This window comes from Vibrio sp. YT-19(2023), from assembly GCF_033337395.1.
The window spans coordinates 1-624 of record NZ_JAWOQN010000691.1; the positions used below are offsets into that span (position 1 = coordinate 1).

General features: G+C 43.6%; 1 pseudogene. It reads right to left on the reverse strand.

Annotated elements, in window-relative coordinates:
• Nucleotides 1–624 (reverse strand): annotated as a pseudogene (locus R7E78_RS27910) (SMC family ATPase); the annotation flags it as partial.

The window sequence follows — 624 nt, forward strand, 5'->3', positions numbered from 1 at the left end:
GCTGTGAAAGCTCTTGATTTAAATTACCTAACTTTTGAAGATCCGACATCAAACGCTGCTGCTGTTTGATCTCTGCATCCACACTACCAATACTTGCGACATCAATGCGAGCTTGCTCCAACACTTTTTGCGCTTGCAGGGCGTCTTGCGTCAGTTTTTCCCTAAACACTATGTATTTTTTTAGCGTTTCTTCAAATTCTGATTTCTGCTGTAGTCCTGCAGCAATGGCGCTATCCAGTTCAACCTTCTCGACCAACTTGCCTTTCATGCTTTCAAGTTGGTATTGCTGCTCTGTCAGCGTAGGAACCCGATTCGCTTGTTCTTTTGCCTGTTGGAAGGCTTGTTCCTTCGTTTTTAAAACGTCGTCAGCGGCTTTTAGGTCTTGAGAAAGAACGGCAACCTTTTGGTTTAAATCTTGAACTTGCTGGGCGGCATTTTGCAGCGTGATATAAGGCAGTTCAATCCTACTCGCCTTTTTCGCATTATCTAACTGCAGTTGGCGAGCCGAAATGGTTTCAGTTTGTTGCAAGTGCAGATGGAGCGCAGCTTCTGCTTGTTCACGCTTTTTAAATTCATTACTTAACGTTTCAGCTCTCTGAATTTCTGTTTTCACGGCATTTAACT